At 58.8% G+C, this 22908-nt stretch carries 22 protein-coding genes and 1 tRNA gene; 5 read left to right on the forward strand and 18 right to left on the reverse strand.

The genetic code is table 11. The annotated features are described in order from the left end of the window. Positions 1-59 precede the first annotated feature (59 nt). From AC13QE_RS09855 to rpoZ, 9 genes are all read right to left on the reverse strand, one after another. Complete coding sequence (locus AC13QE_RS09855) at positions 60-815, reverse strand: Crp/Fnr family transcriptional regulator (protein ID WP_488483501.1); 756 nt, start codon at positions 813-815, stop codon at positions 60-62. Positions 816-898: 83 nt separating this feature from the next. Continuing rightward, entirely contained in the window at positions 899-1843 is a 945-nt protein-coding gene (gene era, locus AC13QE_RS09860) for a GTPase Era (RefSeq protein ID WP_488483502.1), read from the reverse strand. A gap of 20 nt (positions 1844-1863) precedes the next feature. Next, positions 1864-2583, reverse strand: a complete 720-nt coding sequence (gene rnc, locus AC13QE_RS09865; RefSeq protein WP_015339299.1) for a ribonuclease III — start codon at positions 2581-2583, stop codon at positions 1864-1866. Next, positions 2580-3326: a signal peptidase I gene (gene lepB, locus AC13QE_RS09870; RefSeq protein ID WP_015339298.1), complete on the reverse strand. Its 747-nt coding sequence runs from the start codon at positions 3324-3326 to the stop codon at positions 2580-2582. The genes rnc and lepB overlap by 4 nt, the downstream gene beginning before the upstream one ends. 114 nt (positions 3327-3440) lie before the next feature. Next, a complete protein-coding gene (acpS, locus tag AC13QE_RS09875) occupies positions 3441-3845 on the reverse strand; it encodes a holo-ACP synthase (protein ID WP_488483503.1) in 405 nt (134 codons plus the stop codon). A gap of 40 nt (positions 3846-3885) precedes the next feature. Further along, positions 3886-4473 carry a DUF2062 domain-containing protein gene (locus tag AC13QE_RS09880; RefSeq protein WP_488483504.1) on the reverse strand — a complete coding sequence of 196 codons (588 nt, stop codon included), beginning with the start codon at positions 4471-4473 and terminating at the stop codon, positions 3886-3888. Between the two features lie 222 nt (positions 4474-4695). Next, positions 4696-4845 (reverse strand): DUF3563 family protein, encoded by a 150-nt coding sequence (locus AC13QE_RS09885; protein ID WP_015339295.1) that lies wholly within the window; start codon positions 4843-4845, stop codon positions 4696-4698. A 181-nt stretch (positions 4846-5026) separates the two neighbouring features. After that, positions 5027-7258, reverse strand: coding sequence for a RelA/SpoT family protein (locus AC13QE_RS09890; protein ID WP_132716200.1), 2232 nt, complete (start codon positions 7256-7258; stop codon positions 5027-5029). 100 nt (positions 7259-7358) lie between these two features. Further along, complete coding sequence (gene rpoZ, locus AC13QE_RS09895) at positions 7359-7757, reverse strand: DNA-directed RNA polymerase subunit omega (protein ID WP_015339293.1); 399 nt, start codon at positions 7755-7757, stop codon at positions 7359-7361. 311 nt (positions 7758-8068) lie between these two features. On the opposite strand from rpoZ, the gene AC13QE_RS09900 reads away from it, so the two are divergent. Next, complete coding sequence (locus tag AC13QE_RS09900; protein ID WP_015339292.1) at positions 8069-8653, forward strand: LabA-like NYN domain-containing protein; 585 nt, start codon at positions 8069-8071, stop codon at positions 8651-8653. Positions 8654-8915: 262 nt separating this feature from the next. On the opposite strand, the gene smpB is transcribed toward AC13QE_RS09900, so the two are convergent. Both smpB and dapA read right to left on the reverse strand, forming a co-directional pair. Then, a complete protein-coding gene (smpB, locus tag AC13QE_RS09905) occupies positions 8916-9395 on the reverse strand; it encodes an SsrA-binding protein SmpB (RefSeq protein ID WP_015339291.1) in 480 nt (159 codons plus the stop codon). Between the two features lie 132 nt (positions 9396-9527). Next, positions 9528-10412, reverse strand: a complete 885-nt coding sequence (gene dapA, locus AC13QE_RS09910) for a 4-hydroxy-tetrahydrodipicolinate synthase (protein ID WP_015339290.1) — start codon at positions 10410-10412, stop codon at positions 9528-9530. 330 nt (positions 10413-10742) lie between these two features. On the opposite strand from dapA, the gene AC13QE_RS09915 reads away from it, so the two are divergent. Both AC13QE_RS09915 and AC13QE_RS09920 read left to right on the forward strand, forming a co-directional pair. Next, entirely contained in the window at positions 10743-12680 is a 1938-nt protein-coding gene (locus tag AC13QE_RS09915; protein ID WP_488483733.1) for a lytic transglycosylase domain-containing protein, read from the forward strand. Between the two features lie 76 nt (positions 12681-12756). After that, positions 12757-13650: an alpha/beta fold hydrolase gene (locus AC13QE_RS09920; protein WP_488483505.1), complete on the forward strand. Its 894-nt coding sequence runs from the start codon at positions 12757-12759 to the stop codon at positions 13648-13650. A gap of 121 nt (positions 13651-13771) precedes the next feature. Here the strand turns inward: AC13QE_RS09920 and AC13QE_RS09925 are convergent, their stop codons facing one another. The 4 genes from AC13QE_RS09925 to AC13QE_RS09940 form a co-directional block, all read right to left on the reverse strand. Beyond that, a complete protein-coding gene (locus AC13QE_RS09925) occupies positions 13772-14839 on the reverse strand; it encodes a porin (RefSeq protein WP_132716197.1) in 1068 nt (355 codons plus the stop codon). Positions 14840-15301: 462 nt separating this feature from the next. Continuing rightward, positions 15302-16351, reverse strand: a complete 1050-nt coding sequence (locus AC13QE_RS09930) for a porin (RefSeq protein WP_015339286.1) — start codon at positions 16349-16351, stop codon at positions 15302-15304. Between the two features lie 540 nt (positions 16352-16891). Then, positions 16892-17215 (reverse strand): Atu4866 domain-containing protein, encoded by a 324-nt coding sequence (locus tag AC13QE_RS09935; RefSeq protein WP_488483734.1) that lies wholly within the window; start codon positions 17213-17215, stop codon positions 16892-16894. Further along, the gene (locus AC13QE_RS09940; RefSeq protein WP_488483506.1) at positions 17215-17943 is read right to left on the reverse strand and encodes an SDR family oxidoreductase; all 729 of its coding nucleotides are present in this window, start codon (positions 17941-17943) and stop codon (positions 17215-17217) included. The genes AC13QE_RS09935 and AC13QE_RS09940 overlap by 1 nt, the downstream gene beginning before the upstream one ends. 118 nt (positions 17944-18061) lie before the next feature. On the opposite strand from AC13QE_RS09940, the gene AC13QE_RS09945 reads away from it, so the two are divergent. Then, positions 18062-18973, forward strand: coding sequence for a LysR family transcriptional regulator (locus AC13QE_RS09945; RefSeq protein WP_488483507.1), 912 nt, complete (start codon positions 18062-18064; stop codon positions 18971-18973). Positions 18974-19040: 67 nt separating this feature from the next. On the opposite strand, the gene AC13QE_RS09950 is transcribed toward AC13QE_RS09945, so the two are convergent. From AC13QE_RS09950 to AC13QE_RS09960, 3 genes are all read right to left on the reverse strand, one after another. Next, positions 19041-19130: transfer RNA gene (locus tag AC13QE_RS09950), tRNA-Ser, on the reverse strand. Between the two features lie 129 nt (positions 19131-19259). Beyond that, positions 19260-20477 (reverse strand): NAD(P)/FAD-dependent oxidoreductase, encoded by a 1218-nt coding sequence (locus AC13QE_RS09955; RefSeq protein ID WP_488483508.1) that lies wholly within the window; start codon positions 20475-20477, stop codon positions 19260-19262. 143 nt (positions 20478-20620) lie between these two features. After that, positions 20621-21739 (reverse strand): Gfo/Idh/MocA family protein, encoded by a 1119-nt coding sequence (locus tag AC13QE_RS09960; protein WP_488483509.1) that lies wholly within the window; start codon positions 21737-21739, stop codon positions 20621-20623. A gap of 233 nt (positions 21740-21972) precedes the next feature. Here AC13QE_RS09960 and AC13QE_RS09965 point away from each other — a divergent pair, with 233 nt between their 5' ends. Beyond that, a complete protein-coding gene (locus AC13QE_RS09965) occupies positions 21973-22845 on the forward strand; it encodes a MurR/RpiR family transcriptional regulator (RefSeq protein WP_132716191.1) in 873 nt (290 codons plus the stop codon). The last annotated feature ends 63 nt before the right edge of the window (positions 22846-22908 follow it).

Here is a 22908-nt window from a genome sequence, read left to right on the forward strand (position 1 = left end):
ATGCTGATACAGTTATTGCCGGCATTTAAAAAAGACATGCGTTTGCTAAAAAGCAGTGCCTAGATGAAGGGGCGCTTGCCCGAATCAAGACCGTCCCAGCCCGCAAGTTCTGCGAGCCCCTTCCCATCCAGAACTTCGCAGCCCTTCTCCTGCCAAAGGAGCAACCCTCGGGCCGCCAGCTTTTTCAAAGTCTTATTGGTATGGACGACGGAAAGGCCGAGTGTATCGGCGACATGCTGCTGCGTAATGGGGATAACCTTGCTGCCGTTGAAAAGGCGCAGAGTGCTGGCGCGCTGGTGCAGATACGCAATGAGATAAGCGGCACGCTCCATCGCGGAGCGGCGGCCGATGCTCAGCAGATGCTCATCGAGAATCCGCTCTTCACGCGATGCGATCCAGGTCAGATCATAGGCCAGCGAGGCATGAGAATTATAGAGTGTCATCAACTCCGTGCGCTCGAAAACACAGAGCGATATCGGCGAGAGCGCTTCCGTCGAATGCTGCATCTCCCCCATGATCGACCCCTGCAATCCGATAAGATCGCCGGGCATCACGTAATTCAGGATCTGGCGGCGGCCATCCTCCAGCGTCTTGTATCGAAAACCCCAGCCGGAGAGGATGGTGAAAAGGTGCGCGCTATGCGCGCCTTCGAGGAAGATCGTGGCACCGGCATCGACAAGAAGCTCACCCTTCTTGAAGCCGCTGATGAAATTCAGCTCGTCGCGCTGGAATTCCCGGAAATGCGGCAGTGATCTCAGCGGACATTGCTGGCAGGGCGTGCGTCGTCCATGCACCGTCGCTGCTGCCTTCGCCATGAAACACCCCTCAAGTTACAGCGGCAAACAGAATGCCCAATAAGCCACTGTAATATTAAGCGTTGCAGGAACGCAAACTCTCGTCAATGCGGGAAGTCGAGGCCCATTTCCCGGAAGCGCTCGGGGTCGTCTCCCCAGTTTTCACGGACCTTCACGAAGAGGAAGAGGTGCACAGGCTGCTCCAGGATCGCGGAGAGTTCCTTGCGTGATGCGGTCGAGATCGATTTGATCGCTTCGCCGCCCTTGCCGAGAGCGATCTTCTTCTGGCTTTCGCGCTCGACGTAGATCACCTGTTCGATGCGCACGGAGCCGTCCTTGCGCTCTTCCCACTTTTCCGTCTCGACATGCGAGGAATAGGGAAGCTCCTGATGCAGACGCAGAAACAGCTTTTCGCGGGTGATTTCGGCGGCAAGCTGGCGCATCGGCAGGTCGGAAATCTGATCTTCCGGATAATACCAGGGACCTTCCGGCAAGGTCTTCGCCAGATAATCCATGACGTCGTCGCAGCCGGAGCCGCTTTCCGCCGAGATCATGAAGGTCTGCTCGAAGGCGATCTTCTCGTTGGCGGCGGCGGCAAGCGCCAGCAGGTCCTCACGGCGGACGCGGTCGATCTTGTTCAAGACGAGGATCTTCGGCTGGGAAACATCTTTCAGCCCTTCCAGGATGGCCTCGGCATCGCCGCGCAGACCACGCTCGCTGTCGATCAGCAGCATGATGAGATCGGCATCCTTGGCGCCACCCCAGGCGGACGTCACCATGGCGCGATCAAGACGGCGGCGCGGCTTGAAGATGCCGGGCGTGTCCATGAAAACGATCTGTGCGTTGTTGTGAATGGCGATGCCGCGCACGATGGCGCGCGTCGTCTGCACCTTGTGGCTGACGATCGAGACCTTTGCGCCGACGAGCCGGTTGACGAGCGTCGACTTACCGGCATTGGTGGGGCCGATAAGGGCAACGAAGCCCGAATGCGTCGGGCCGATATGTTCAACCGCGCCGTCTTCGGCGGGCATGTCCTGCTGATTGGTCATTTTCCACTATTCCCCGGCAGTCACTTCTCAGTCAACTGAGGCTGCCAAATACCTTCGCGCTCCAGAATCCGTGTCGCCGCCATCTGTTCGGCCGCACGCTTGGAGCGTTCTATTCCCGTTTCAGGCGCCGTTCCCTTGACTTCCACGGTCACTGTAAAGCGAGGATCATGATCCGGTCCGCTGCGATCATCAACCCTGTAGACCGGGGTGACGCCGAATTTTGCATGCGCCCACTCCTGCAACTCCGTCTTGGCGTCGCGCCTTGCACCCTCCGGCCGGATGGCGCGGGGCTCCCAGAAGCGCAGGATGAAGGCCCGGGCGACTTCAAGTCCGCCATCCAGGTAGAGTGCTGCGATCAGGCTTTCGACGACATCGGCGCGCACGTTGAGCATCCGCTTGCCCGTCAACTTCTTCACGTCGGCGCCGGTGCGGATATAGAGATGCAGCTCCATTTCATCGGCAACCTCGGCGCAGGTCTCTGCACTCACGAGCTGGTTGAGGCGAACAGACAGCTCGCCTTCCGTCGCCGCACCGAAGGTCTTGAAAAGCAATTCCGCGATACAGAGGCCGAGAACACGGTCACCGAGAAATTCCAGCCGCTCGTAGTTGCCCGTCTTGTGCGTACGCGCGCTGGCATGGGTCAGCGCGCGGTCGAGACGCTCCTTTTCGGCGAATTCGTGGCCGATAACGACCTCAAGCCTGGCACGATCCGCCTGGGAGAGCGTCTGTGCCTTCGTCATTCGACAACCTTGAAAATACGGTCCCAACGCATATTGGTCGGCCATTTCCAGATTTCACGGAACGAGGTGTCGTGACCCAGCGAGAAGAAAATGACGCTGGCACGGCCGATCAGGTTCTCAGCGGGGACATAGCCGACATCGAAACGGCTATCGTCGGAATTGTCGCGATTGTCGCCCATCATGAAGTAATGGGCCGGCGGAACGACATATTCCTGGGTGTTGTCGCCACGCGAATTCGGCGAAAGATCCAGCGTGTCGAAGACCTTGCCGGTATCGGGCAGACGTTCGCTGTAGACGGCGATATGGTCACCCGGCTCCTGGCTATAGTCGGACGAGAAAGTCCCATGCGGCTCGCGCGGAACGGCCTGGCCGTTGATATAGAGAATGTCGTTCTTGACCTGGATGCGGTCGCCCGGCAGGCCGATCACGCGCTTGATGTAGTCAACATCCGGATTCGGCGGGAAGCGGAAGACCACGACATCGCCACGCTTCGGCTCGCTGCCCAAAATGCGGCCGCTGAACAGATCGGGCGAGAACGGCAGCGAGTACTTGGAGTAGCCGTAGGCGAACTTGTTGACGAAGATATAGTCCCCGACAAGAAGCGTCGGCATCATCGAGCCGGACGGAATGGTGAATGGCTGAAAGAGAACCGTGCGGATGATCATGGCCAGGACGAGCGCCTGAACGATGACCTTGATATTCTCCCACAGGGCGTTCTGCTGTTTTACGGCTTTCTCGGACACGCAGTCTTTTTCCTTTTTCGCACCCCACCGGCGCACTTATATTCAGGCACTGTCTACTCGCTTCATATCATCGCGGCAATGGCGCGGATGCCAAAAGCGACATACAGTCGTGATTCAGGCATCCATCGGCAGCGCTTCGATAATCACAAAGGCCTGAGCAAGAGGAAAATCATCCGTTATCGTCAAATGAATGGCAGCGCGGTGATTTGCTGGCAGCATGGAAACCAGCCTTTCTGCGGCACCGCCGGTCAATTGCATGGTCGGCTTTCCACTTGGCAGATTGACGACACCCATGTCGCGCCAGAAGACGCCCTGCGCCAATCCTGTGCCCAAAGCCTTGGAGCAGGCTTCCTTGGCGGCAAAGCGCTTGGCATAGGAGGCCGCCCTGTTCTTGCGACGCTCTGACTTGGCGCGCTCGATATCGGTAAAGCAGCGCTCCGTGAACCGGGCGCCGAAACGTTCGATCGTCTTCTCAACCCGGCGGATGTCGATAAGGTCGCTGCCTATGCCGATAATCATGGGAAGGCCCTCCTGGCGGCCCGGACAAGATCAGTCTGGGTCAGACGCTCGATGCGTTCTCGGCAATCGCCAGCCGCTCGCGGGCGCGCTCCATCAGGCGCTCCTTGCGGCGGGTCTTGAAGGTCTTCACACCATAATAAGTCAGCGCGTAGACGATCACGCCCGTCACGATGGCAGGCGGAATGCCGCCGATCAGCATCGGCTTCAACACCGGGTCCCAGATTTGCGAGAGATCGCCCTTATGCCAAAGCGCGGGCAGATCGATGCTGCCGCCCTGACCGCCGCTATCGCGTGACAGGATCAGATGGCCGATCTCCCACGTCAGGGCCCAGATGAAGGGGTAGGTAATCGGATTGCCGGCGGCCAGACAGCCCAACGCCGAAGCGATGACGTTGCCGCGGATCAGATATGCGATGATGATCGCCATGACGAAATGCACACCGATGAACGGCGTCCAGGACACAACAATACCCGCGGCAAAACCGGCCGCGACCGAATGCGGCGATGCGGCAAGGCGAACGAGGCGCTTGCCGAAATATTGGAACGAGCGGACAAAACCCTTGCGAGGCCAAAGGTGCTCCCGCAGTTTTTCCTTGAATGTCAGTGGTTTTCGGCGGCGAAACAGCATGCGGCTTATCTAGTGCAATGGGGGCCGTCGTGACAAGAGCGGCCAAGCGTATCATGCACCGATTAAGAACCGAAAGTACGGCTCTTTTTTGGAACACCAGCTGCTATTGAAGCAGAAAATGGACGTTCCCCTTCAGCGGCGGGCAGCAATCCCGCAAGATCGGGATGCTCCAAGGGCGCAACAACGACGCGCCCCTCCTGGTCTTTCAAGTATTAATGGCTGTTAACGCGTGCGGAACAGACCGCGGTCGACCTGACGCTGACGATACTCAAGGTCAAAACGGTCATGCGAACCATTCAGGTAAGCCATTTCGCGTTCTTCAACACTCGGAACACGCAGAGCACGGGCGATTTTCTTGATCGGGCTAAACATTGTCTTCTCTCATTTCAGTTTCGTTTCTTCGATGACCAGAAGATAGGCGCGACAAAGGCTAATTACCACCGCTTTGAAATATACGCAGCCATGCGCATAGCGCATACCTATCCGGAAATGCGCTCGAATTTGGTCATAAAATGATCACAAAATATGCAGGCTGCTTTGAGATCGGCCGACATCACTCGTAGAGGCGCTTTACCGTCGCAATGCAATCGAGTTCCTTGAGCTGCACCAGAAGCTGGTTGAGCTGGCGCAAATCCCAGACTTCGACGTCGAGGGCCATTTCGGTGAAATCGGCCGCAACCCGAACGGTATTGAGCACGCGAATGTTGACGTCGACGTCCGCTACGGTCTGCGCGACCTTTGCAAGCGTGCCCGGCTCGTTGAGAGCATTGATCAGGATGCGGGCGGCAAAGCGGGACTTGTTGGCTTCGTCCAGATCCCAGCGCACATCGATCCAGCGCTCGGGCTCATCGTCGAACCGCTGCAGGACCGGCGACTGGATCGGATATATGGTGATGCCCTTGCCCTTTTCCATGATGCCGACGATGCGGTCGCCCGGGACGGCGCCGGTCGGCGCGAAATGCACCTCTACATTCGAGGAGATACCGCGGATCGGCGGCGCATCGAGATCTGCGCCGTCGGAAACCTCGGCCTTGTTCTTGCCGGGGATCTTGAAGATCATGCCCGAGGCGCTGCGGACGTTGAACCAGCCCTCATCGCCCGCGGGCTTCACGGTCACGCGTTCATCCTGATGATCGGGATAGACGGCGCGCAAGACATCGAGCGACGACATCTCCCCTCGCCCGACAGCGGCGATCGCATCCTCGACATCCTTCTGGCCGAGGCGATGCAGGGCAGGCTTCAGGGCATCGCGCGAGAAGACCTTGCCGGCGCGCTCGAAGGTGCGCTCCAGAATGCGGTGGCCGAGGCCGGCATATTGCTTGCGGATGGCAAGACGGGTTGCGCGGCGAATGGCGGCGCGCGCCTTGCCGGTGACCACGATTTCTTCCCAGGCGGCCGGCGGCACCTGCACGCCCGAGCGGATGATCTCGACTTCGTCGCCGTTGTTCAGCCGCGTAACGAGCGGCATGATGCGGCCATTGATCTTGGCGCCTACTGTGGTGTCACCGATATTGGTATGGACGGCATAGGCAAAGTCGATCGGCGTCGCGCCGCGCGGCAGGGCAATCAGCTTGCCCTTGGGCGTGAAGCAGAAGACCTGATCCTGGAACAGCTCAAGCTTCGTGTGCTCGAGGAACTCTTCTGGACTATCGCCTTCCGCCAAGGCCTCGATCGTATGGCGCAGCCAGGAATAGGCGTTGCTTTCCCGCGACAGGAGCTCACCATCCGCACCATTGCCGTTGCTATTCGTGCCGTCCTTGTAGAGCGTGTGGGCGGCGATGCCGAATTCGGCGATCTCATGCATGCGCTTCGTGCGGATCTGCAGCTCGATGCGCTGACTGGAAGGGCCGACAATCGTCGTGTGCAGCGAGCGGTAGTCGTTCTGCTTCGGCGTCGAGATATAATCCTTGAAGCGGCCGGGAACGACGCGCCAGCGGGTGTGGACGATGCCGAGCGCCCGATAGCAGGACGGAATATCGTCGACGAGAAGACGGAAGCCGTAGATATCGGAAAGCTGCTCGAAAGAGAGCGACTTCGACTGCATCTTGCGGAAGACCGAATAGGGCTTCTTCAGCCGGCCCTTGACCATGGCATTGGCCAAGCCGTTGGCAACAAGCAGATCGCGCAGTTCGGTCTCGATCTTCTTGACGAGCCCTTCATTACGGCGCGACAGCTCCTCCAGGCGCTTGGTAACGGTCTCATGCGCTTCCGGATTGATATGGCGGAAGGAGAGCTCCTCCAGCTCCTCGCGCATGTCCTGCATACCCATGCGGCCGGCGAGCGGTGCATAGATTTCCATCGTCTCCTCGGAAATGCGCGCGCGCTTTTCCGGCGACATGTGATCGAGCGTGCGCATATTGTGCAGGCGGTCGGCAAGCTTGACCAGAAGCACGCGTACGTCGTCGGAAATGGCAAGCAGCAGCTTGCGCAGGTTTTCGGCCTGCTTGGCCTTCTTGGTGACGAGATCCAGCTTCTTGATCTTCGTCAGGCCCTCGACCAGGCGACCGATGTCCTCGCCGAACATCTCGTCGATTTCGGCGCGCGTCGCCGTCGTATCCTCGATCGTATCGTGGAGAAGAGCGACTGCGATGGTCGATTCATCCAGACGCATATCCGTCAGGATCGCAGCAACTTCGAGAGGATGGGAAATATAGGGATCGCCGCTGGCACGTTTCTGCTGGCCATGCTTCTGCATCGCATAAACATAGGCTTTGTTGAGAAGAGCTTCGTTGGCATCGGGCTTGTATTTCTGCACGCGCTCAACAAGCTCGTATTGCCGCATCATTCCGAAGCTACTCCCGCAAAAACAAAAGCGCGCCAGTCATCTGACCGGCGCACGCATCTTGTCATCATATCGCTCCTGCCCGGAGCATCAAGATCGACGATCAGTAATCGTCGCTTTTTTCCGGCGGAACCAGACCTTCGATGCCGGCCAGAAGTTCTTCTTCCGACATCTGGTCGAAAGTAACGGCTTCAGGAGCGTCCTCTTCCTCTTCGCTGGTGGTAGAAGCACCTGCTGCCAGGAGGCTTGCCGGATCGGGCTCAGGCTCATCCACTTCGACATGCTTCTGCAGCGAATGGATCAGGTCTTCCTTGAGATCATCAGGCGACAGCGTCTCGTCGGCGATTTCGCGCAGCGCGACGACCGGGTTCTTGTCGTTATCGCGGTCGATGGTGATCGACGAGCCCTGCGAAATCAGACGGGCGCGATGGCTGGCGAGCAGCACGAGCTCGAACCGGTTCTCTACTTTATCAATGCAATCTTCTACTGTGACACGGGCCATTGCCTGTCCTTTGCGGTCGTGATGTCGTCATCATGTCTCGGAGTAGCACGCCGATACAAGCAAACGATGGCAAATTCAAGTTTTTCCTGTTTCAGCGCCTTTGCAGCCCCCGGGAAAGTGCTAAAATTCCCCTAGACAAACGGCGATTTCCACCGGAAGTTGCTTGGAATATCCCATTGCGTGCCCTAAATCTCGGTTATATGAATAATTCATAAAGTAATACGAATTATTCTGCAACGCCTTACAAGGCATTGTTTTAGCTAGCGTTTGAATGAAGTGATTACGTTTTTATAACAGTGGATAAGTAAGCAATGTTTGACCCACGCGAAAAAATTGCACTCTTTATAGATGGCGCCAATCTCTACGCTGCGTCCAAGAGCCTCGGCTTCGATATCGATTACCGCAAGCTGCTGAAGGCATTTCAGAAACGCGGCTATCTGCTGCGGGCCTATTATTACACCGCTCTCATCGAAGATCAGGAATATTCCTCCATCCGCCCACTGATCGATTGGCTCGACTATAACGGCTACAAGGTCGTCACCAAGCCGGCCAAGGAATTTACGGATTCCATGGGACGCCGCAAGATCAAGGGCAACATGGACATCGAGCTGGCGATCGACGCCATGGAGCAATCCGAGACCGTCGACCATCTGGTGATCTTTTCCGGCGACGGCGACTTCACGACCCTCGTGGAAGCCCTCCAGCGCCGCGGACGCAAGGTTTCGGTGATCTCGACCATGTCGACTCAGCCGCCGATGATCGCCGACGATCTGCGTCGTCAGGCCGACCATTTCATCGACCTTGTCTCGCTGAAGGCCGAGATCGGCCGCGAAGCCTCGGAACGGCCTGCACGCGCTCCCGAGGGAGGTCACACCGCTGCGGAATCCGAGGAATAGTTAGGGACTGCATTAGGCGGGTTCGCTGCACGCGGCAGAAAGCGTTTCGCGTTTGCCGCGACAGCCGGCCTTCGCTAGGGCTCAGGGCGTTCGTCGCGCAATCGATTCATGCGCAGCTGTCTCTGCCCAGGGCTAGTTGCGCGCGGTGAAAGCGTTTTGCGTTTGCTGCGACAGCCAGCCCCTCGCTGAGGCTCAGGGCGCTCGTCGCTGCAATCGATTCACTGGATCGATTGCTCGGGCTTTGCCCGATCGCTTCTCACCCTCACCCATTGTCCTTGAGCAGGCGGCTCTTCTGCCTGTTCCAATCGCGCTCCTTCTCGGATTCGCGTTTGTCATGCAGCTTCTTGCCCTTGGCGAGAGCCAATTCCAACTTGGCGCGGCCCCGGTCGTTGAAGTAGATCTTCAGCGGCACCAGGGTCATGCCCTCGCGATTGATCGCCGAACGCAGCCGGCCAATTTCGCGGCTGGAAAGCAGCAGCTTGCGGCGACGGCGCGGCTCGTGATTGAAACGGTTCGCCTGCAGGTATTCCGGCAGATACGAGTTGATCAGCCAGATTTCGTCGCCTTCGTCCGAAGCGTAGGATTCGGCGATATTGGCCTTGCCTTCACGCAGCGACTTGACCTCGGTGCCCATCAGCACGAGACCAGCCTCATAGGTATCGATGATCTCGTAGTTGAAGCGGGCCTTGCGGTTTTCCGCCACGACCTTGTTCACCACGCGCTGGCTGCCTTTGGGTGCCATGATTCTTCTTCTTTTCCTGCGTCGTTCCGGCAGCAACCAGAGGTGCGCCACATCCTAGTCCCTAAATAAGCGAGACCGCCCTCCTTGTGAAGAGAGCGGTCCGGCAGAGTTTGGTAATGGCCTCGAATAGCGTCAGTTCAAGAGGCCGGCGTGGCGCAGGGCCGCATCGATCGCAGCCTCCGTGCCCGGCTCCAGGGTCGACAGCAGCGGTGAGCGGACATTGCGGCTCATGCGGCCAAGCCGGGAGAGACCGTATTTGGCACCGCAAAGGCCGGGCTCGAGGAAGATCGCCTTGTGCAGCGGCATCAATCGATCCTGATAGTCCAGAGCCTTGGCATAGTCACCGGCGAGCGTCGCCGCCTGGAATTCGGCGCAAAGACGCGGTGCGACGTTGGCCGTGACCGAGATGCAGCCGACGCCGCCATGGGCGTTGAAGCCGAGCGCCGTGGCATCCTCGCCGGAAAGCTGGCGGAAATCGCGGCCGCAGCTGATACGCTGCTCGGAGACACGCTCGATCTTGCCGGTCGCATCCTTGACACCGACGATATTGGAATAGGACTTGGCAAGCGCGCCCATCGTCTCCGGCGTCATGTCGACAACCGAACGGCCGGGAATGTTATAGATATAGATCGGCAGCTTCACCGCCTCCGCGATCGCGGCGAAATGCGCGTAAAGCCCCTTCTGGGTCGGCTTGTTGTAGTAGGGCGTGACGACAAGAACCGCATTGGCGCCAACCTTTTCGGCATGCTGCGCCAGCTCGATCGCCTCGCGGGTATTGTTCGAACCCGCGCCCGCCATGACAGGGACCCGCTTATTGGCGATCTCGATGCAGAGCTCGACGACGCGCTTGTGCTCGTCATGCGACAGGGTCGGCGATTCACCCGTCGTACCCACGGGCACCAGTCCCTTGCTGCCCTCTTTTATCTGCCAGTCGACATGCGAGGCGAAGGAAGCCTCATCCACCTTGCCGGCGTCAGTAAAGGGCGTAACGAGAGCGGGAATGGATCCCTGGAACATGCAAGTCTCCTAGCGGCGCGGCATTCATGCTTCAGCCGCAATCCATGGTTATGAATCCGCGCACCATAAAGCGCAGGCTTGACGGCGACAAGCACGCTTTGAATGGTAAAGGGCAGTTTCCGATATCATAATTGATTGAAATTCGGACCACCGGTAAGGTTTCGTTAATATTGCATTTGGCAAATGGAAGGGGCCTTTTGTTTTGTGAGTAGCCGGATGAAGAGACCTGTCATGATCTGGACCGCCGTGGGCTTGGCGGTCGCCTGGGGCGCCGTTGCCTCGCAATTTCCCGGCCAGCAGATACCGACGAGCGCCAACGCCTATGTCGCCATGGCGCCGGATCCCATGAGCACGGCCGCGATCCCGCGCAGCGGCGCTATCGCCCCCGTTAGCGGCGACCTGAAGGCAGGCCTCGACGCCCTTTCCAACAAGAACCCGATGCAGGCGCTCGCCATTCGCAATGGCATGAGCGAAGGCACGCTCGACCGCCATATCCTGACCTGGGCAATCGCCACTTCAGGCCAGCCGGGCATCCCCTCCGGCGAGATTGCCGCCGCCGCCCGCGAGCTTGTCGGCTGGCCGGGGCTTGGCAGCCTGCGCGCCAATTCCGAGCGGGCGCTTTACACGGAAAATCCGGCGACGGATCAGGTCCTGGCCGCCTTCGGCAACTCGCAGCCGGAGACCGTGGAGGGCAGCATCATCCTCTCGCGTGCTCTTATGGCACGCGGCGCGTCGGCGCAGGCCGGAAAGCTGATCCGCAAGATCTGGCGCGATGAGCCATTGGACAAGCCTCTCGAAGACAAGATCCTTGCGGAATTCGCCAGCCTGCTTTCGCCCGCCGATCACAAGGCTCGCATGGACTATCTGCTTTACCGCGACCGGACGGCACAGGCCAAACGCTTCGGCGATCTCGGCAGGGCGCAATCACTCTACAAGGCGTGGGCGGCCGTCAATGACCGCTCGCCGAAAGCCGATGCGCTGATTGCAGGCGTGGATGCGCAATTGCGCAAGGATCCCGCCTACCTCTTCATGCGGATCGAGAACCTGCGCCGCCAGAACAAATATGACGATGCCGCCAGTCTTCTGGCGCAGATGCCCAAAGACCGCAGCGTGCTTGTCAGCCCCGGCGCATGGTGGGCCGAGCAGCGCATCGTCAGCCGCGGATTGGTGGATCAGGGTGAATTCAAGGCCGCCTATCGCATCGTCGACGCCAGCGTTGCAGAAAGCCCGCAGGATATCGGCGAGGCCGAATTCCACGCCGGCTGGTACGCTCTGCGCGGCTTACAGGACGGCGCAAACGCGTCAGCCCATTTCCGCAAGATACTGCAGGTCTCGAACGGACCGATCTCGCAATCGCGCGGCTGGTATTGGCTCGGCCGGGCAGCAGAGGTAGGCGGACCGGGCAAGGCTGCCGATTTTTATGCGAAGGCCGCCTCCTATCCGAGCACTTTCTACGGCCAACTTGCCGCTGAGAAGCTTGGCCGCCCTACCCTTGATGTCACCTATCCCTCGCCCTCCGCTACGGATCGCCAGCGCTTCCAGACACGCGAGGCGGTGCAGGCGATTTCGCGGCTTGAGGCGGCTGGGCACGGATGGCGCGCCGACGCGCTCTATCGCGCTCTCGCCAAACAGCTGGATAGCCCCGGCGAAGTCGCCATGCTGACCGCCCGCGCCGAGCGTTCCGGCAATCACCAGCTTTCGCTGCAGATCGGCAAGATCGCCTATGGGCGCGGCATCGACGTTGCAGCCCTCGCCTTCCCGATCGGCGTCATTCCGGACAACGCCAATATTTCGGGCTCGGGCAAGGCACTCGCCTATGCCATCGCCCGGCAGGAAAGCGCCTTTAATCCGGCCGCCGTTTCCTCTGCCAATGCCCGTGGCCTGCTGCAGTTGCTGCCGAAGACGGCAAAGGCCGTTGCCGGCCGGCACGGCATAACCTATTCCGCCGACAAGCTGACGCAGGATGCCGGTTATAACGCCACGCTCGGCGCCCATTATCTCGGCGAGCAGATCGACACCTTCGGCGGATCTTACATCCTGACCTTCATCGCCTACAATGCAGGGCCGAACAAGGTGCCGGAATGGATCAGCCGCTATGGCGATCCGCGCGGCAAGTCGCTCGACGACGTGATCGACTGGATCGAGCGCATCCCCTTCCCGGAGACCCGCAACTACGTGCAGCGCGTGATGGAAAACTATCAGGTGTACAAGGCGCGACTGGGGCAGAAAGCCGACATCGTACACGATCTGATAAGCGGTCGCGGCTAGCCGGTAACCCTAGTTGTGCGTGCTGCGGAAATGCCGTTACATCCCTCGCAATATCCGAAACTTGAGGGAGTGATACATGCGCAGCGACGGTGAAAGCGGCTTCCTTGCCAGAACGATCGCGGCCGGGGACGGTTTGAAGCTTTATGTGCGGGATTATGCCTGCAGCGAAGCGACGGCGCACAACCGGCCGCCTGTCTTCTGCCTGCCGGGGCTCACACGCAACTCGCGCGATTTTCACCAGTTGTCGCTGCTTCTGTCGCAGGATTCCTTAGGCCCACACAGGGTGATTACACTCGACGCCCGCGGACGTGGCCTCTCCGAACGGGATCCCGACAAGTCCCACTACAATCTCGCCGTCGAAGCGCAGGACGTCCTGACCGTTTGCGCCGCTCTCGATATCTCGCAAGCCATCTTCATCGGCACCTCACGCGGTGGGCTGGTTCTGCATATGATCGCGGCCAGTCGGCCGGACATCCTGAAAGCGGTCATTCTCAACGATATTGGCCCCCTCCTGGAGAGGAATGGGCTGGCGGATATCCGCGATTATCTAAATCGTGACAAGAGGCCCGCCAACTGGAGCGAGGCGGTCGAAATCCTGCGCGAAAACCATGGGAATGCCTTTACCGCGCTTGCCGAAGAGGACTGGTGGGACATGGCCCGAGCGATCTACACGGTTGTCGACGAGAAACCTGTCGCTGACTACGATCCTGCCATCGCGCTCCAGATGCAGGTACTCGATCTGGACGCGCCGATTCCCGACTTATGGGCGCAGTTTCAAGGATTTCAGCATATTCCGCTGATGGTGATTCGCGGCGAGAATTCGAAGCTGCTGACGCAATCCACGATAGATGAAATGGCAAAACGCCATCCAGGCATCGTCGTTAAGATCGCCGACGGACAAGGACACGCTCCCATCCTGCATCTCGGCGACATTCCAGAGGCAATCGGCGCTTTCATCTCGGGGCTTTGAGGACAAAGCCTGAAATCGTTCAGTCCTTATGAAACAAGAAGGCCCGGTGGGAAACCGGGCCTTCCCTCTTCCGATCGGAGGTCTGATCGGAAGATCTGTCAAATTCGATTCGGCGACCGAATTAGAAGGTGCGCTGGAAGCGCAGGATACCAGCCCAGGTGTCCTTGTTGACGGCGTCATAGTTGACGTAGGTCACTTCCGGCTCGATCAGCAGGTCCTTGACGGGATTGAACTTGACGTTCGTCGTTGCAGCGAAAGTCTTCAGATCGTCGTAGGAAAGCTGCAGGTTCCACTTCAGCTTGTCGTTGATCGGAACGCCAACGCCGCCCCATACGGCCCAGTCACCCCAGCCGAGGCCAGCACCGCCAGCACCGGCATACTTGTTGAGCTTGTCGCCATCGGTGTTCCAGCCGCCCATAACGAAAGCGGTGAGAACGCCAAAGTCGGCATCGACGCGAGCCTTGACAGCGCCTTCTTCGACGATCGAGTCGTAGCCGCCGACGACGCGGAACTGCCATGCGCCGGCCTTGTAGCCAACACCGGCAACAACGTCAGGCAGGTAGTGGTTCGTGCTGTCTTCGCCGTTTGCACCCTTGGCGCCAGCGCCCGAGTTGCTGTCTTCAACCGAGATCACAGCCGTGAAGCCGTTGCCGGCGTCGTACTTGTAGGTGATCTGGTTCAGTTCGTCGGTGTTGTTGATGCCGTATTCGATCACGTCGTCGTTGATGACGTCGCCGGCGTAACCGGTGAAGGTCGAGTAGACCGAATCAGCCTTACCGACGAGGAAACCGCCGAGGCTGATGTTGGCCCAAAGCAGCTTGGTCGTGGTCGCGTTGCCGTCATTCCAGTCCCAACGAACAACGGTATTGGTCTTTAGCGGGCCGTATTCGGTGTCGGTCGCGGTGTCGAGAGAGAGTTCAGCGCGGGTATGCCAATAGGTGCCGCGGCCACCAGCGTCCTGGCCAGCCTTGTAGGCGTTGTACCAGCCGCCTTCGGTACGAACGCGGCCGCCGATCTTGAGGCAGGTTTCGGTGCCCGGGATGAAGAAGTAACCAGCACCGTATGCGTCGCAGATGCGAACGTATTCCAGCGGCTCGGGCTCGGCAGCGACGATCGCGTCAGCCGCGTGAGCACCGGATACTGCTGCCAGCGCAGCAGCGGAGCCGAGAAGAAGGCTCTTGATGTTCATAGTAACTCCAGTTTCAATATCAATTAGGTATGAGAAATCACATCGCAAAAAACGACGCGCCCTACCCCACCTAGCTTTAAAAGTTGACCCCTGATCCGGGAGAACCAAGACGCTAAGTCTTGCTTCCGATTTGGAACCTACAGATCGTTTTTTTCAGAGCAATATCAGAGACAAACTATGAGCAATTGTGACAGCTGTTTCAAAAGAGTGCGTTGCACAAAAATCACGTCGCAAATCTGTCATACTTCCGAAGCACCCGGAGCGAATTCTGCTTAAAATTACACGGAAAGAACTTTCGCGCGGAGGGCAATATCCGCAGAGAAAAATGCGCCATACCAAAATGGTCGCATCATCTTCAAGATCAGAAGAAATGCGGCTGCCGATAACGCAAAAAGCCCGGCCTTTCGACCGGGCTTTTCCTCACCGAAGTGAGAAATCTCATATGACCGAAGTCAAATCAGATTAGAACGAGCGCTCGAAGCGGAGGATACCAGCCCACTGGTCCTTGTTGATGGAGTCCCAGTTGGTGTAGGAGACTTCCGGCTCGATGAGCAGGTTCTTAACCGGGTTCCACTTGACGTTCGTGGTAGCGGCGAAGACCTTGGAGTCGGTGTAAGCGAGCTGGAGGTTCCACTTCAGCTTTTCGTTGACCGGTACGCCAACGCCGCCCCATACGGCCCAGTCGCCCCAGCCGATGCCTTCACTGCCAGCACCAGCGTACTTGTTGAGCTTGTCGCCGTCGGTGTTCCAGCCGCCCATCAAGAAGGCCGAGAATACGCCGAAGTCAGCGTCTACGCGAGCCTTGATAGCGCCTTCTTCGACGATCGAGTCGTAACCGCCAACGACCTTGAAGGCCCATGCGCCAGCCTTGTAGCCAACACCGGCAACAACGTCAGGCAGGTAGTGGTTCGTGCTGTCTTCGCCGTTTGCACCCGTGGCGCCAGCGCCCGAGTTGCTGTCTTCAACCGAGATCACAGCCGTGAAGCCGTTGCCGGCGTCGTAGTTGTAGGTGATCTGGTTCAGTTCGTACGGACCGTCATAGACCACGTCGTCGTTGATGACGTCGCCGGCGTAGCCGGTGAAGACGTTGAACTGCGAGTCTTCCTTACCAACGGTGAAGCCACCGAGGCTGATGCTGGCATGCAGCAGGTTGGTCGACGTCGCGTTGCCGTCGTTCCAGTCCCAACGCAGCTCAGTGTTGGTCTTCAGCGGACCGTATTCGGTGTCGGTTGCCGTCTGCAGCTGCAGCTCAGCACGCGTGTGCCAGAGAGTGCCATTGTGGCTGTCTGCGTCGTAAGCATCGTACCACTTACCTTCGGTACGAACCTTACCGCCGATCTTGAGGCAGGTTTCGGTGCCCGGGATGAAGAAGTAGCCAGCACCGTATGCGTCGCAGATGCGGACGTATTCCAACGGCTCGGGCTCAGCAGCGACGATTGCGTCAGCCGCGTGAGCACCGGATACTGCTGCCAGCGCAGCAGCGGAGCCGAGAAGAAGGCTCTTGATGTTCATATTGACCTCCAGTCAAAGTTTTATCTCAAGAATGAGAACTACCCGAAGGCATTCCCTGTCCCATCCTCGTGTTTCAAGAAGTGGACGATCAATCGCCCTCGCTTCCGAGAGTGAAAATACAAGACGCGGCCTGTCACGCAATCGACATCTTCTCCGAAAGGGGGATTTGGGTAAGCCTTCCGCAATTCCTGTTGCTGAAAGGACACAAGTCGGCGACACGGTGGCCACATTTATTTAGACTTCGTTAAGAAACGTCTTAATCTACGGGCACTTACGCCAACGGCTAGAATAGCTTCAGTCAGCTGGAAAAAGGCGGGGAAATGGCCATTCCATGGCTAATCGGCGGATTTTTGCGCGGTCCGGCAAGCTCTTTGCGGCACTAGCCTCGCTTCGTCGCCGGACAAATAGCCACTGGTGACGTCCACCCGCGTCCCAAAACGAAGCAAGGACGCGGGTGATTCCAGGATGAGCGATTCGGACAAGTGCGAGCAGCCATTGGAAAAGGAAGGGCGGCTGAGTACCAAACACCGCTCCGAATCATCATTTCCTTCGATAGAGGATCATCCCGGCGTGATGGAGCACGCCATGGATAAAGTCACCATCGGCGGTGAAACCGGTGTCGTCCCAGTAGTCGATATGATCCCCTGTCAACACGTAGCGCCCCTGATAGGCACGCTCACGGCTGCCCCGCGCCTCGATATAGCGGCCGTTCGGCAGGAGCTCATGGCGGATATGACCATCTGCGGTCACCCACATGCCGGCGTAAGCGTGAGTCGGTTTCTTCATTTGGATTCGATCCTCGGAAAGTGCCGGCGAAGCGAACAGGATGCCTGCCAGGATGAGAATGAGAGCAAGGGAGCGGATCAATGCGCCGCCCGCGTCGGGCGCACGACGACCTCATTGACATCGACATCATCTGGCTGCTCGACGGCGAAGCGCACCGCCCGACCGATGGCATCGGGAGTCAGCGCAACGGCTCGATAGGATTTCATCGCTTCGGCCGCCGCCGGATCGGTGATCGTATCGGCCAGCTCACTCTCGACGACACCCGGATGAATGCAGGTGACCCGGATGTCGCGGCATTCCTGCCGCAACCCATCGGAGATCGCCCGAACGGCATACTTGGTCGCGCAATAGACGGCGGCGGTCGGAGAGACGGCCAGCGCCCCGATCGAGGCGATATTGATGATGTGGCCGGAACCACGCGCCGTCATTTCCGGCAGGACCGCCGCAATGCCATGAAGCACGCCCTTGATGTTAACGTCGACCATTCTGTCCCACTCCTCGACCTTCATCGAAGCCATCAGGGAAAGCGGCATGATGCCGGCATTGTTGACGATCACATCGACACCTCCCCAGGCCAGGCGTGCCGTCTCTGCGAAAGCAGCTACGTCAGCCCTGTCGGTGACATCGAGCCTGCGGGTCATGACCGTGCCGCCCTTTTCTCGTATCTCGGCCGCCAATGCTTCCAATCTGTCGATGCGCCTGGCGCCCAGCATGACCCTTGCGCCGGCAGAAGCGAGTTCGCGGGCGATGCCCGCACCGATGCCGCTGGAGGCACCGGTGATGAGAATGACTTTATCGATAGGCATGCGATCACTCCTTAGCTATCTGAACGGTTCTCTTGGAACCGGCTACAGGAAGGATACAGAGCCTCATTGTCGTGATAAGACATCCATTCAGTGACAGCTTGGAAAGCAATAGTTACCAATGTGGCCCGATCTCAATGCTCTCTCCGTCTTCATCCTGGTCGCTCAGGAGCGCAATTTTCGCGCCGCTGCCGATAGGCTCGGTGTTACCCGCTCGGCAGTCAGCCAGACAATCCGGCGATTGGAGGAGAGTATGGGCATCGCGCTGCTGCAGCGCACAACCCGCAGCGTCAGCCTGACCGAGGCTGGCGAACGGCTCTATGCGGAGGTGGAGCCGGCAGTCTCGGACATACGCGCCGCGATGGAAAAGACGGAGACTTTGCGCACCCGACCTCGCGGTCAATTACGGCTTGCCGTCTCGTCGATCGCGGAGCGTTTTCTCGCCGGCGACTTTCTCGCAGGCTTTGCGGACGCCAATCCCGAGATTCAGCTCGACATCACCGTCACGGACGAGGAATTCGACATCGTATCGGAAGGCTACGACGCAGGCGTCCGGCTTGGCGAAGTCATCGAGCAGGACATGATTGCCGTACCCGTCGCCGGCAACGAGCGGCAATTGGCCGTCTGCTCCCCGGCCTATCGCGACCGATTCGGCATCCCCACGCATCCGAAAGAACTCTCGATGCATCGATGCATAGGCTGGCGATCCTCACCAAAGGCTGTCCCCTATCGTTGGGAGTTTGCCGAGGAAGGTAAGGAATTCCGGGTGGAGGTCGCGCCAGAGGTGACGACGAATGACATGGACGTGATGATCAGGCTGGCTGTCGCCGGAGCGGGAATCACTTTCGGGATGGAGGAAAGCTTCCGCGCCTTCATCGGCAGAAACGAACTGGTGCCGATCCTGGAGGAATATTGCCCCTATTTTCCGGGCTTCTACCTCTACTATCCCAATCGACGGAACATGGCTCCGAAGCTTAGAGCGCTGATAGCATATCTGAAGCGCTACGAAGGCTTTGCAGGCAGAAATAACTGACCTTGATCGACTTGGCGCAGCGCCAAGATCGCGGGCCGTCGCCTGTAGGATAGGATAATCAGGAAAATGGCGGAGAAGATGGGATTCGAACCCACGATACCATTTCTGGTATACTCCCTTAGCAGGGGAGCGCCTTCGACCACTCGGCCACCTCTCCGGTGCGGCCCTGATAGGGCCATTCATTTATCGACGCAAGCGCTTTTTCGCGCTTGTGTACGTTCTTTCCATGATTCAGCAACAGGCGATTGTCGACCGAACCACGCTCCGGCCGGCTCGAAAATTCACATCAAGCCAGCAGCTGCTTCAAATCCGCGGCCGGGTCGGCAAGGATCTCTCTGGATGGATTGGCGCCGGTTTCCAGCAGCTTCTTGCCGGTCACATAAGCCTTCGCGTCGTTTATCGCGTCGACAGCGATGAAGCGGCTCTGTTTGAAATACCAGACGGAAGCCGCGCCCTCGCGAGCACCGGGACGCAGAAGGGTCTCGTCGTAACCCAGATTGAAGCCGGCGATCTGCAGCTTGACGTCATATTGATCCGACCAGAACCAGGGCTTTGGATCATAGGCTTTTTCGCCGCCGGCTATGATTCCCGCCGCGGCCTCAGCCTGATCGACGGCGTTCTGCACCGATTCGAGCCGGATGCGGCCGCCCTCCCAGGGCAATTCTACGCAATCGCCCATAGCGAAGATCGTGGGATCGGAGGTGCGGGCGAACGAATCGACGACGATACCGTTGCCGACCTCGAGACCGGCCTCCTTGGCAAGCCTGTCATTCGGGGCGACGCCGATGCCGACGACGACGAAATCGACGTCGATGGTAGACCCGTCGGACAATTCGGCGGCGGTGACATGATCGTTACGCCCGATGAGCTGCTTCAGGCCGGTCTTCTCGCGAATGACGACATCGTGCTTTTGATGAATGGCTCTGAAAATATCGGCGGTTTCCTTGGCCGCCACTCGCTGCAATATCCGGTCGCCCATCTCGATGAGCGTGACCTCAAGGCCGCGATGGCGCGCGACAGCAGCGGCCTCAAGCCCGATATAGCCGCCACCGATGATGAGCACCCGGCGGCCTGGGCGCATTTCGCCGGCAAGAAGATCGGCGTCTCGCTTGTCACGGGCGAGATAGACGCCTTCGAGCGCGCCGCCGACGGAGGGCGGCAGGCGGCGCGGCGTCGAGCCAGTCGCAAGCGCTAGGGTCTCGTAATCCAGCCTGGAGCCGTCCTGCATGACGATCTGCTTTGCGGCGCGATCGATCTGCTCGACCCAGGTGGACACGCGGATCTCGACATTATTGTCGGTGTACCAATGTTCAGGCCGGAACAGCAGGCGATCGAAAGCCATCTCGCCGAGCAGGTACTTCTTGGTCAAAGGTGGGCGCTGGTAGGGAAGGTTTTCCTCGGCACCGACGATGGTGATCGGCCGCGAATCACCCAGCCCACGCAACTTGGCCGCAAGCGCGAAACCCGCCTGCCCGGCCCCGACAATGACCAATCTGCCCGTCACGATCCGTACTCCATTGTTATTATGGCGCTCCTTCCGCGTTGCGCGGAAGGCCGCCTTTGGACTTCAGGGGTAACGCCTGCATCCGCAAGCGTCAATCACGGCTGACCCTGCGCCCCGGATCGGGAGAAAATTAGGCCAAACGCTCAGCTTGATATTTCGACCCAGCGGTGTTCGTGGAAGGATTGGGCCATGGCGTGTACCGATTTTTCGATGCGCAGGCCGTCTTTGAAAGCCACGACTGACGCAGCCTCGCCTGATATGGCGCGGATCAACTCCCGGCACTCGATGATCTTCAGATCGTTGAAGCCGAGACCATGACCGGGTGCCGGGATGAAACGGTCATAGGGCTTGTGCGCGGGTGCGGCCAGCACCTTGCGGAAGCCCTGTTCACTGTCCCTGCCGTCGGCCTGATAGAGCTCGAATTCGTTCATGCGCTCCTGATCATAGGAGATCGAGCCCTTGGAGCCGAAGATCTGCAGGGCGATCCGGCCCTTGCGGCCCCAGGCAGAACGGTTGGCCATGAGCACGGCGGAAATGCCGCCGCCAAGCCGCATCAGCACATTCGCAAGATCGTGATTTTCGACGGTGCGGGTGCCGCCATCCTTCAGCGGCCGTTCGGCATAGGGCTTCACCATATCGGTGATGACAGCCTCGACATGGCCGAACAGGAACCAGAGAAGCGAAAGCGGATGCACCGCGAAATCATCCAAAGCGCCGTAACCGGAAGCAAGTTCGCTCTTCCAATAGAAGAGACCGTTCGGATCGGCCATGAAATCCTCATCCATCTCGACGCGGATGTGATTAACCGCGCCGATCGCCCCTTCTGCGATCAGCGCCTTGATGTGACGCATCACCGGGTTCTGGATATAATTGTAACCGAGGATGGCGACCTTGCCGGAGGCCTTGGCTGCGGCCAGCATGCGCTCGGCATCGCCATAGGACGGCGCCATCGGCTTTTCGCACCAAACGTGCTTGCCAGCTTCGAGGGCTGCGATCGCCATTTCCGGATGGAACTGGTTGGGGGTCGTGACCGAGACGACGTCGACATCAGGATCGGCGATGAGATCGCGCCAGTCGGCCGTTGCCTTTTCGAAGCCGAATTCGTCACCACGCGCCTTTGCCAGATCGGCATTGGCTTCGGCGAGATGCACGAGGCGCGGCCGCGCGACATCACCGAATACTGTTTTGACCGCATTCCAGGCTAGCGCATGGCATTTGCCCATATAACCGGTGCCGATCAATCCAACGCCCAATGGCTTCATTTGCCTTTCCTCCTCACATCTTCTCCCGAAGTGGATGATTTTTGGAATATTTAGACCGTTTTGACAAGCGCACTCATGGTATCGACTTCGATCCGAAATGACGAAAACCCGTATTTATATATGTAAATTCATTAGCTTAAAATTATTCGTGCCGAACGATTCAAAATCCGGTATCGTTGTAAATATGGAATATATGTTTCATTGCGGGCATGTGGGGAGCTGAAGGACGGCGCATGGACAATAATGTCGAGACGCAAACCAGGGTGCCGCGCGACTTCGAAAGCCTGCGCAGCATCATCATCGAGCGCAAGAACGCCATGCCAAAGCGCCTCGCGCAGGTCGCCGCCTTCGCGCTCGGCAATCCCGATGAGATCGCCTTCGGCACGACGGCGAGCATCGCCACTGCCGCCGAAGTTCAACCTTCCACGCTGGTGCGCCTTGCCCATCACCTCGGCTATGAGGGCTTTTCCGATCTTCAGAGCATCTTTCGCGAACGGCTGCGCGACCGGACGCTGAGCTATGAGGAGCGGCTGGTAACGCTCGAACGCTCCGGCGTAGAGAACGAAGAAGCCACTATTCTCTCGGGCTTCCTCTCTGCGGCGAGCCAATCCGTCAACAAGCTCGCCGCAACCATCGAGACCGACACTTTTGCCAAAGCCATCGACGTGCTTGCAGCGGCCGAGACGATCTATCTGATCGCCAAGCGCCGCTCCTATCCGCTGACGGCACATATGACCTATGCCTTTTCCAAGCTCAACATACGTCATCAGATCGTCGCCTCGCCGAACGGCATCGACGGCGAGATCACCCGCTTCGCCACAGAGAAGGACGCAGCGATCGCCGCGAGCTTTTCGCCCTATGCAGCCGACAGTTTGGCGCAGGCGCAGGACCTCGCTGCGCGCAACGTGCCCGTCATCGCCATTACCGATTCGGCCTTCTCGCCGCTTACCGCCTGCGCGGATTACTGGTTTGAAGTGGCGGAAGCCGATTTTGCCGGTTTCCGCTCGCTGTCGGCATCGATGGCGTTGATCATGGCCTTTCCGGTTGCCATTGCCGAGCGCCGGCGAAAAGCTGCGACAAAAGCCGATAAAACGAAAATGGAATAAACATTCCGAATTGACAAAATCTCGGAACCAATGTTTCACTACAACCAGGATCACGGCCGCGGG

The organism is Martinezella sp. CNPSo 3957 (assembly GCF_057784395.1).

Coding starts and splice junctions, on each gene's coding strand:
- AC13QE_RS09885 (WP_015339295.1), bottom strand. CDS start 4,845: ATGTTTAGCCCGATCAAGAAAATCGCCCGTGCTCTGCGTGTTCCGAGT.
- acpS (WP_488483503.1), bottom strand. CDS start 3,845: ATGATTATCGGCATAGGCAGCGACCTTATCGACATCCGCCGGGTTGAG.
- AC13QE_RS09915 (WP_488483733.1), top strand. CDS start 10,743: ATGGCGCCGGATCCCATGAGCACGGCCGCGATCCCGCGCAGCGGCGCT.
- AC13QE_RS09930 (WP_015339286.1), bottom strand. CDS start 16,351: ATGAACATCAAGAGCCTTCTTCTCGGCTCCGCTGCTGCGCTGGCAGCA.
- AC13QE_RS09925 (WP_132716197.1), bottom strand. CDS start 14,839: ATGAACATCAAGAGCCTTCTTCTCGGCTCCGCTGCTGCGCTGGCAGCA.
- AC13QE_RS09940 (WP_488483506.1), bottom strand. CDS start 17,943: ATGCCTATCGATAAAGTCATTCTCATCACCGGTGCCTCCAGCGGCATC.
- AC13QE_RS09945 (WP_488483507.1), top strand. CDS start 18,062: ATGTGGCCCGATCTCAATGCTCTCTCCGTCTTCATCCTGGTCGCTCAG.
- AC13QE_RS09890 (WP_132716200.1), bottom strand. CDS start 7,258: ATGATGCGGCAATACGAGCTTGTTGAGCGCGTGCAGAAATACAAGCCC.
- era (WP_488483502.1), bottom strand. CDS start 1,843: ATGACCAATCAGCAGGACATGCCCGCCGAAGACGGCGCGGTTGAACAT.
- rpoZ (WP_015339293.1), bottom strand. CDS start 7,757: ATGGCCCGTGTCACAGTAGAAGATTGCATTGATAAAGTAGAGAACCGG.
- rnc (WP_015339299.1), bottom strand. CDS start 2,583: ATGACGAAGGCACAGACGCTCTCCCAGGCGGATCGTGCCAGGCTTGAG.
- AC13QE_RS09960 (WP_488483509.1), bottom strand. CDS start 21,739: ATGAAGCCATTGGGCGTTGGATTGATCGGCACCGGTTATATGGGCAAA.
- AC13QE_RS09855 (WP_488483501.1), bottom strand. CDS start 815: ATGGCGAAGGCAGCAGCGACGGTGCATGGACGACGCACGCCCTGCCAG.
- AC13QE_RS09900 (WP_015339292.1), top strand. CDS start 8,069: ATGTTTGACCCACGCGAAAAAATTGCACTCTTTATAGATGGCGCCAAT.
- AC13QE_RS09920 (WP_488483505.1), top strand. CDS start 12,757: ATGCGCAGCGACGGTGAAAGCGGCTTCCTTGCCAGAACGATCGCGGCC.
- AC13QE_RS09880 (WP_488483504.1), bottom strand. CDS start 4,473: ATGCTGTTTCGCCGCCGAAAACCACTGACATTCAAGGAAAAACTGCGG.
- AC13QE_RS09965 (WP_132716191.1), top strand. CDS start 21,973: ATGGACAATAATGTCGAGACGCAAACCAGGGTGCCGCGCGACTTCGAA.
- dapA (WP_015339290.1), bottom strand. CDS start 10,412: ATGTTCCAGGGATCCATTCCCGCTCTCGTTACGCCCTTTACTGACGCC.
- smpB (WP_015339291.1), bottom strand. CDS start 9,395: ATGGCACCCAAAGGCAGCCAGCGCGTGGTGAACAAGGTCGTGGCGGAA.